Origin of the sequence: uncultured Cardiobacterium sp. (genome assembly GCF_938028185.1) — a bacterium.
In the GTDB taxonomy this organism is placed as follows: Bacteria; Pseudomonadota; Gammaproteobacteria; order Cardiobacteriales; family Cardiobacteriaceae; genus Cardiobacterium.
Map to the genome: position 1 here is coordinate 1 of NZ_CALJAH010000160.1, position 9,206 is coordinate 9,206.

A 9,206-nucleotide genomic window follows, 5' to 3' on the forward strand; every position below is an offset into this window, starting at 1 on the left:
AGCCGTGTTGCGGAGTGCAGTGGGTGAGCAGTGGCGCGATGCGGATGCGCGGCGTGGCGCAGCCCTTGATGGCAGCCGCCTGTGTTGTGGCGGGCAGGCACAGTTTGACCGCGGGCGCGGCGGTAGTCTGCGGGCGGGTGCAGTTGACCAGCGCCGGGTAGCCGCCGATGTGGATGCGCTGGCAGCTGGCGATGCGCCAGGCGATGCTGATGCGCGTCGTGTGGCAGTTGCCGAGGGTCGGCACCGGGCGGATGGCATGGCGCTGGCACAGGGCGATGTCCGCCACCGGGCTGTTGTGCGCAGGCAGGCAGCCGCCGACGGCAACAGCCGTAGCAACGGCGGGCAGGCAGGCGCTGATGTCCACCACCGGCGCGGTACGCACGCCGCCGCAACTGCTGAGGCGCACGGTTTTGGGTTTGGGCGGCGGCGGGATGTTGCCGCCCTCGCCCAGTGGCAAGGCGAGGCGAGCGCCGTCGCGCCGTTGCCACGGCAGGCGTAGCGGTAACGCCTGCTTGTTGCCGCTCATGGCTGCGCCGTCCTCCATGATTGCCACAGCCGCCATTGCTCTGGCGGGCTGATGTTGGTCGCCGGGCGCACGTTGTCGTAGGCGACTGGCTCGTAGTGGCGCATCCAGTCGCGCGCCATAATCAGGTATTCGCGCTGCGGGTCGAGGCAAAGGAAGGCGTAATGTCCTTCGGCGTTGCTGGTGGTCTCGCGGATGAGGCGGTGGTTGTAGTAGAGGTACACCCGGCGCACGGCGGGCGTGCCGCCTGCGGTGACGATGATGCGCCGCCCTTCCCACACGACATAGGCATAGGGGGACATAAGAGGCACGGCGAGACAGCTCGCATCCACATGGTGACTATCACAGCGTCCGCCCCAGCGCCCAGGCGCTCTCGTTGTACCCGCCCCAGACGGTGATGACGTTGATGATATCGCCAGCCGGATGCGGGGTGATGACATAGCCGGGGTTGTTGGGCGGTGCTGTCAACGCCCCCGGTCCCGTCATCAACCCAGGCAAAAAGATGCTGACGCTGTTGTCGCTGGTGTTGACGAGCGGCTGATGGTAATAGATGCGCTCGGCGCCGACGGCGTAGCGGTTGCCATCGGCAAAGAGGCGCAGCGCGCGGCAGCTGTTGCCGTCGGCGTCCTTGAGGGTCATGGCGTAGAGGCTGTAGTTGTACTCGTAGTATGGCTCCTCGCCGACAAAGATGCAGCCCGCGCGGTAGGGCGCGGCGGTGGCGTAGCGGTTGCCCATATAAATGACGGCATAGTAGGGCTGCGAGGCGTCTTTTTGAATCATCCACCAGCAGCTTTCGTCGTTGGCGAGCAGCAGCCACGCCGGATGCTTGGCGCCGACGTTGTACATGGTTTTGCTGATTCGCCGCGTGGCAAAGGGCGCGGGGTTGTCTTTGTGGATGGCCTCCAGCACAAAGGCGGTGGCGATGTCGTCGCGGATGCGGTAGGTGCATCCCGTATCGTTGATGCCGCGCGGGCGGAAGCTGCGGATGCCGCGCCCGTTGATGTCGTCATCGGGCATATCCCAGCCTGCCGCGCGCTGGTTGCCGTAGCCCTCCACCAGGCAGGCCTTGAGGACGACCTGCGCGCTGTGTGCCTCTTGGGTCAGCGCCGGGGAGCCGTCGTCCCATGAGGTGTAGAGGTTGTAGGGTTGGTAATCGTTGATGTCGAGCATGGTCAAATCTCCACGGTGTTGCCTCTGAGGCAGATGCTGAAGCCGTCGGTTTCGGTCTGTTTCTGCGCGCTGGGTTGTACGGCGCGCAGTATCCACACACCGAGATGGGTGCCCCAGGTGTTGAGGCGGACACAGTTGCCCGCCGCCCACGGCGTCGCCCCGTTTTGTACGCCAAACGCCCCTTTTTTCAGGGTGAAGTAGGGTTTGCCGGTGGCGGCGTTAATCGGGGCGAGGTCGCTGGTGGTGTCGTATCTGCCGACAAAGCCGAGCGCCTCGCTGTAGAGGTCAAACTGGGTGCCGTCGCGGAAGACAATGGCCCAGCGGTCGGTGGTGGCGCCGTCGTCGGTGAGGACGAGCGGGTAGTCCTTGAGGTTGAGTTTGGCGGTGATGGCATCGCCGCGCGGGTCATCCGACCACACGTTGTCAAAGAGTTTTTGTGACCAGGCGGGCGAGTGCCGCACCTCCAAATCGCCGCCAATCAGCGCGCTGGAGACGTAGGTATCCTCCTGCGGGTAGTCGCGCGCGGTCGGAAATTGCAGCTGCAAGGTGCCGTCGATGTCGGCCACCATGATGCGGTTTTCTTCTTCGCGGGCGTGGTGGGCAGTAATCGGCATTTGGTAGGCAGAGAGGTCGAGCGGTGTCGCCCAGGTAATCGTCCCCGCCTGCAAATCGTAATCCCACCACTTGGCCTCTATCGCCTGATTGCGCGCGTCGCGCAAACAGATGCTGTCGAGGTCGCCGCGCGAGAGTTGCACGGTCTTGCCCGCGCTGTGGGCGCTGCCGAGGTTGTCCTCTAACCTGTGCCCGATGACGATCATGTCGCCGCGGCGGAAGATGGGCACGCGGCCATCGGCGGGCAGGCGCACCGCGTCGATGCCGATGGCGGTGGTGTCCAGCGGCAGGTAGGCATAACTCACCGCGTTGTAGCGGATGGTGTCGGCATAGACTTGCGTCGGTTGCCAAATCTTGCCGTCGTCGCGCACCGCGTCCGCGTTGTACCAGTACTTGCCCTCGTTGCCCGCCGCCGTCACCCAACGGCCAAAGCGGACGCGCACCACCCCGGTCTCGTAGTCGATTTTGCCTTCAACGTTGCTGCCGGAGAGCTTGCCGTCGTTGTCGGCGCGGACGTTGAGCTGGCCGCCGGTGAGTGGCGTCGCCGTGATTTGCAGTGAGCCGGGGCGGATGGGCGCCGACGGGATGCGCCACACCGCCGCATCGACCGGGTTGGCCGATACTGTCCCGGCCAGCGCCTGCAAGGTCAGTGCGCCCGCCGGTGCCTGCTCGATGGTGACGATGCCCGTCTCGTAGTTGATGGTGCCGATGCGACTGGCGGCGCCGGTGGCACTGTCCAGCCGCCAGTAAATCTCGCCACGACGGTCGAGGTAGGTCTCCTGGCCAATCGCAAAGCGCACCGAGCCGGGGATGATGCGCTCGGCCAGCGTCGGCAACAGGTCGATGCGCAGCACGCCGCTGGTTGCCTGTTTGCTGCGCGCGTCCTCGCTCTGCGCCGCCCTGAAACTGGCGCTCACGACAAAGCTCTCGTCAATGGGCGCGGCGGCCAGCGTGTCCACGTACTCGTAACCGGCAAACATGGTGCGCCATAGCGGCGTCACTTTCTGCTGGGTGCCGCCGCTGATGGTTTCAACGATTTCGCCCATCGACTGCTTTTTCCAAATCGGCTTCGGGATTTTGACCACACCGTCGGGCTTGATTTTGATGATGCCGGTGGCGTAGTTGATGGTGCCGTGGACGGTGCCGCCCGCGTCGCGCAGATTGCCCGCGCCGTCGTCGCGCACGCTAATGTACGGGTCAACAAAGGCAAGGCCGAGGTTGCGGGTATAGGCCTCGCCCTCCTGTACCTTGTTGTCGTAGTCGGCGATGACCACGTTGTAGGTCAGCGCCAGCGAGCGCGGCTTGATGTTGCGCTGTCCCAAGTCAAGGTTGACGTTGCCGCTGCCGTCGCGTGCAGGCGCCTTCCACTCGGTCTTTTGCGGCTCGCCAACGCTGTAATCGACCTTGACGTCGAGCCGCTGCTCGCCCCCGGCAAAACTGGTGAGGGTGATGTCGCCGCTGCGGTAATCGACCGTCCCCGTCCAGGCGCCGGTGATGTTGCCCGCGCCGTCGTCCTGCGCCGTCTTGGCGGCGCCGTTGTCCGTCCACGAGAGTTTGACGGTGTTGGGCACCACCCCGGCCTCGGTCGCAATCAGCATCGTCGCCGCCGGTACGCTGTCGCTACGGTTATGCACCGTCGCCTGCGAGCCCCAGGCAAAGAGTACCTCGCTGCCGACGTCCGGCATCTCGCCGCAGGTGACGGCCACGGTGCCGGTGCGGTAGTTGAGGGTGCCGGAGCCATGCCCCGCCGAGCCGCCGCGCAGGGCGCCTGCGCCGTCATCGCGCAGGTCGTACCAGCGACCTTGCGCGCGATAGGAGACCATCAGCGAGCCGGGGGCAGGCACCGGCAAAATGGTCATGCTGTAGTTGTAGCTGCGGTTGTTGATGGCGATGCCAATGCTGGCGGTGTCGGCGACCTGCAGAAACTCGGCGGCAGGCCTGAAGTAGAGTGTCCACCAGCCATAAGCGACCGCCTCTGTAAAGCGCAGCTCGCCTCTGGCGTAATCCACCGTACCGACCGCCCTGTCGCCGCTGTAGAGGGTGCCGCCCCGGTCGTTGATGGTCATGGCACCGATGACGAGGCGGACGCTGCCGGGGGTGATGGCATTGCCCGCGTAGAGGACGGCGGCATCGTTGAGCGCCATGTTGCGCGTCAGCACGCTCTCGCCGCTGGCGGCGTCAAAGATGAGCTGCTGTTGCCCGGCAGCGGTGAGGTCGGTGAGCGAGGTCTCCACCTGCGAGGTCGGGACGAGTTTCTCCATCAGCGACGGTACGCGTAACGTCTGCACGCCTGCCTTGATCGCCGCCGCCAGCGGCTTGACCCCGTAATATTGGGCGCCGTCGGCGATGTGCGTCTCGCGCAGTTTGCACGGCGCGTCGGCATAACCGATGGACGGGTAATCGACGCCGATGAAATCAGCGGTCAGCGCGGTGGACAGCTCCAGCTTGACCACGGTGCGCACAAAATCCTTGCCGCTGGACACGTCGGTAAAGGTGCGGTTGAGCGACGAAACGCGGATGACCTGGATGTACTGCTCCACCTCCGGGTATCCGCGCTTGTCCTGGCGCAAACAATAAACGTCGCCCACCTGTGGCAGCGGCTCGTCGGTGCGCTGATACGCCTGGACGATGCGACTGCCGAGGGATTGGGTGGAGAGCAGCGTCATCCGGCTTTCGATGGTGGCGACCGCGTAGGCGGCGATGCGCTTGATGATGTCGCGGCGCCGCTCGCCGTACTTGACGCCGCGATAGAGCAGGTGGCTGACGTTGGCCGCTTTGGCGGGCTTGCTGATGATGACGTGCGCCCCGCCCAGCTTGGCACGCGACGGCACCCGCACCGCGGCGTGTACCGAGCGCGCATTGAATTGGCCGAGAGTGCGCGCCTGGTCGGAAATCGGGGTAAACAGCTCGTTGTCGGCGCCGGTGAGCGGGTCGCGCACCATCAGCCCGCCGCCGCTGTCGGCATCAGTCAGGTCTTCGGTCGGATAAAACTTGAGGTCTTGTTGGGTCAGTTCGGTGTGGCGTTGGGTCATGTGTAACTCCGTTACAAATAGGATTTAAGCGGCAATTAAAGTGTCATCAGGCGGATTTCGGCGGTGTAGCGGTCGTCTGCCTTTTCGGGGACGGTGTAGCGTATCGGGGTAACGTTGTCCAGCCCCCGCTCGTGCAGCCTGAAAATCACGTCAAAACGGCGGCAAGTGCCTGCTCGTGATTGCGGAAGATGACGTTGTACTTGCCGCCGTGGTAGTCGAGCGTCAGTTCCAGCTCCGGCACCGCCGCCCAGTCGTGCAGGGTGGCAAGCGTCTCGCGCCTGAGCCAGTTGTGGTCATCCTCACCGCCGAGCGTCACCGGACGCCCGGCGAGTTTGCTGCCCTGCTGCACGATGACCGCGCCGCCGAGGCTGTATTGCGGCTGCGCCTGCGCCAGCGGCGACCAGTCATGCTCATCCGTCCAGCGCAGCTGGTCGGGCAGTTCGAGGCGGGTGTTGTTGTCTTTGCGGGTCAGGGTAATCATTAGGGCTCCTTAGCCAATGAGCTAAATATGCGGCGACGGCTCACCGCGTCCCACGTTTGGCGGCGTTGTAGATGGCGTTAATGGTGTTCTGCGCGCCGCGTTTTTCCGCGGCGGCGATGCGCTCGTCCCAGGCATCAACCACCTGTTCGGGGCTGATGTCGCGACCGCTGCGCGTGGTGCTGCCCGTGCTGCTGCGTGTACTGTTGCTGCGATTGCGGGATTCCTGCGCCCGCTGGCTTTCTTCGGCTTTTTTCGCCGCGTCCTGCCGCTGTTTCTCGGCGTAGATTTGTTTTTGCAGCTCAATCGCGCGCTGGTACTGGGCGATTTCGTCGGCGTTGCGCCGTGCCTGCGCTTCTTGCAGCTTCGCGTTGAGTTCGCGCAGTTTGCGCTCCTGCTCCAGCGCCGCCGTCTTGCTGTTGTCGCCCTTGAGCTGCGCCAGTTCGGCGTCGAGGCTGGCGCTGGTGTCGCGCGCCTGTTGTGCCAGGTCTTCGAGTTTTTGCTTGGCGGCGTCGATGCTGGCGTTGAGGTTCTTGAGGGTGGTGCTGTCCAGCGCGGTGATGCGCGAGTACGCCTTGTTGGCGGCCTCGGCCACGTCCTGCATGGTGACGGTGCCGTCGGATGTTTTCTGGTTGAGCATCTCCGTTGCCCGCTCTGCCGCCTGCACGGTGGCGATGTACTCGGCTGCCGCGTTTTGCTGCATTTGCCAGTAGCGGATGCCGCCGCCAATCTTGCTGCCTGGGTTTATTTTGTTGAGCGCGTCGTCGAGCAGATTGACCGCTTCGGCATTGAGCTTGGTGGCGTCGTAGAGCTGCCACATCGCCGTGCTGGTTTTCTTGACGGCTTCGCCGCTTTTTTCCACCGCGTCGGCTGCTTTTTCCTGTGCTTTCGCCGATGCCTCGGCTGCCTGTGCCGCCTGCGCGTGTGCCTGCGTTGCGGTCTCGCCCGCCTGTGCGGTCTTGGCGCGCAGCTCTTCGGTCTTTTTTTCAACCTGCGCCAACACTTCGGCGTACTGTTTCGCCGACAGCTCGCCCGCGGCAAATGCCGCTTTTGCCTCGGTGCCGATGCGGGCAAGGCTGCCGAGGTCGGCGCTGTCGATGCGTTGCTTGAGTTCCGCCATCGCAGTCGCTGCTGCGTCCGGCAATCCCTTGATGCCGTCGCCCATGCGCTTGATTTGCCCCTGCGTCAGCTTGTCCATGACGTCGCCGCTCTCGGTCATCTGCTGCTTCAGCGCCGCCCATTCCTGCGGCGAGGACATCTTGGCGGCGAGCGCCTCAAAGCCTGCGCGCGCAGCTTTGGTCGCATCCAGCCCGCCTTCCATCGCCTGCTGCACCGCGTAGGTGTAGTCGCTCATTGCCTTTTTGGTTTTGCTGGACACGCCGTTGAACACTTCATCTAGGTCAATGCCCAGTTCCTCAAACGCACTCGCCGCTGCAATAGCTGCCTTTTCCTGCGCTTCCTTCGCCTTCTGTGCCGCTTCCTCTGCCGCCTTCGCCTGTTTGTTGGTCTCCCGCTGCACGATGGCGGTAACTTCCTGGGCGGTATCTATGACGGTCTGCGCAAAGCCGACAAAATGTTTTTCCCCCGCATCGGCGGCGTCTGCGGTCTTGTCGATGGCATCTTTGGCGCTCTTGGCGACGGTCTCGTTGGTCTCTTTGCTTACCCCGGCGATGCTGCGCGCGCTGTCTGCCATTGATGCAGAGGTGTCCTCGATGACCTCGCTCATCGCGCCCGCGAAGTTTTCAGCGGACTTGGCCATGTCATCCATTGACGCGCCAATCTCGTGCATACTCTGACCAAGTCCTTTGGCGCCCAGTTTTTCGGCGACGCTACCAAGTCCGTTGGTCAGGCTGCTCAACGTGGCAAATATCTTGGACGCAACCGCTGCAAGCAGGCCTGCAATGGCCGCCAGCCCAGCCTTGACGGCGTTAAATGTGATAGAGAGCGCCTGAAATGCGCCATTGAGGGCGGTGCCGATGGTCTTCAGCTTCTCGAAACCGCTGGATGCTTTGTTGATAACCGAGTCAAAATCCATCTCTTTGACGAAACGGATGACGGCATCGGCGCCATCAGAAAAGACGGAGGCAATTTTCCTGCCCAGTTCTTCGATTTTGCCGCTATTGACCAGGTCGGAAATGACTTTGGACAGCTCATTGAGCTTGTCCCGCAGAGGCTCAAGGATGGGTGTGGCAAGTTTGAGTTTGACCGCATCCCAAGCGCTGCCCAGCTCGGCGAAAGCGCCGGCGACGTTGTTGCCCATCTCCTTCGCCTGCCCGATTGCGAAACCGCTGGCGTCCTGCAACTTGCCATGCAACTCATCTACTGCGCTGATACCTTGCCCAACCAACGCCAGGAATGCAGGGCCAGCTGCTTCGCCGAGCGCGCTGATTGCTGCCTGTCCTTGTGGGCCAGCCGCTGCCAACTCTCGAATCGCCTGATTGAAATCACGGGTGCGAATGCCCAACGCCGCCAATTCTTTGCGGAAGGTACTGGCTGGATTTTGGAATTGCCCCATCATCGTTGCCATTGCCGTACCGGCGCGCGAGCCGTCAAAGCCCGCGTCTGCCAGTTTGCCGATGTAGGCAGCGGTTTCCTCCAGCGTCAGGCCGAGGGCGTGCGCGGTCGGTGCCGCGTAACTCATCGCCAGCCCCATGCCCTGGATGTCGGTGTTGGCGGATGATGCAGCTTTGGCGAGGACGTCGGCAACACGCGCGGCCTCGTCCATTTCCAAGCCCATACCAGCGGCAGCCTGCGTGATGTAGCTGGCGGCGTCGGCGAGCTCAATGCTGTTGCCCTGCGCCAACGCCAGTACCGACGGCAGCGCTGCAATGGACTCGCTGGCGCTCAAGCCTGCGCGGGCGAGGTTTTCCAAGCCTTGTGCGGCCTCGGTCGCGGTGTACTTGGTCTCTGCGCCCATTTTTTCGGCGGCTGCGCGCAAGGCATCCATGTCCTCAGCGGTCGCACCCGAAACCGCCTTGACGGTGGATAGCTGCTCTTCAAACTCTTGCGCGCCGCTGACCGCATCGCTGAAAAATCCCTTAATTTTGCTGGCGACAAAGGTAATGCCTAGCGCTGCGCCAACGGCAACAATCGCGCCCTTGAATCGCCCAAACACGCCAACACTGCGCTCTGCCTCGTCGTTGAGGCCGCCGTTGCGTCGTTGTGCATCGGCAAGCTGTCGCGCCAACTCAGCAATCCGCCGTGCCTGTTCCTCTGGCGAGAGGTTGTCCCACTCGCGCCGTAACCGTTCTGCTTCCTCGGATAGCTGCTCGGTCGATGCACCGCTGCGGCGCAATATCTCAATGACACGCTCAAGCTGGTCAATCCCCTCAACCCCTGCGCGTACCAGCAGGCGCACGTCCAGATTGTTGTCGGCCATTTAATTACCTTT

The 9,206-nt window shown here is 63.4% G+C and carries 5 protein-coding genes and 1 pseudogene; all 6 read right to left on the minus strand.

The window, feature by feature from the left end; all coding sequences use genetic code 11:
• The coding region (locus Q0349_RS04820; RefSeq protein ID WP_298079746.1) for a hypothetical protein at window positions 1-526 on the minus strand (526 nt) is incomplete at its 3' end.
• A 242-nt stretch (window positions 527-768) separates the two neighbouring features.
• Window positions 769-876: pseudogene (locus Q0349_RS14080) on the minus strand (phosphodiesterase); the annotation flags it as partial.
• Entirely contained in the window at window positions 866-1,693 is an 828-nt protein-coding gene (locus Q0349_RS04830) for a hypothetical protein (RefSeq protein ID WP_298079748.1), read from the minus strand. The gene Q0349_RS04830 and the pseudogene Q0349_RS14080, both read right to left, overlap by 11 nt.
• Before the next feature lie 2 nt (window positions 1,694-1,695).
• Window positions 1,696-5,337 carry a hypothetical protein gene (locus Q0349_RS04835; protein WP_298079749.1) on the minus strand — a complete coding sequence of 1,214 codons (3,642 nt, stop codon included), beginning with the start codon at window positions 5,335-5,337 and terminating at the stop codon, window positions 1,696-1,698.
• A 145-nt stretch (window positions 5,338-5,482) separates the two neighbouring features.
• Entirely contained in the window at window positions 5,483-5,818 is a 336-nt protein-coding gene (locus Q0349_RS04840; RefSeq protein ID WP_298079750.1) for a hypothetical protein, read from the minus strand.
• Window positions 5,819-5,858: 40 nt separating this feature from the next.
• Window positions 5,859-9,194, minus strand: coding sequence for a phage tail tape measure protein (locus Q0349_RS04845; protein ID WP_298079751.1), 3,336 nt, complete (start codon window positions 9,192-9,194; stop codon window positions 5,859-5,861).
• Window positions 9,195-9,206: the final 12 nt, after the last annotated feature.

Excerpts from the sequence above, each read along its gene's own strand:
- Q0349_RS04830 (WP_298079748.1), bottom strand. The coding sequence starts at position 1,693 with ATGCTCGACATCAACGATTACCAACCCTACAACCTCTACACCTCATGG.
- Q0349_RS04835 (WP_298079749.1), bottom strand. The coding sequence starts at position 5,337 with ATGACCCAACGCCACACCGAACTGACCCAACAAGACCTCAAGTTTTAT.
- Q0349_RS04840 (WP_298079750.1), bottom strand. The coding sequence starts at position 5,818 with ATGATTACCCTGACCCGCAAAGACAACAACACCCGCCTCGAACTGCCC.
- Q0349_RS04845 (WP_298079751.1), bottom strand. The coding sequence starts at position 9,194 with ATGGCCGACAACAATCTGGACGTGCGCCTGCTGGTACGCGCAGGGGTT.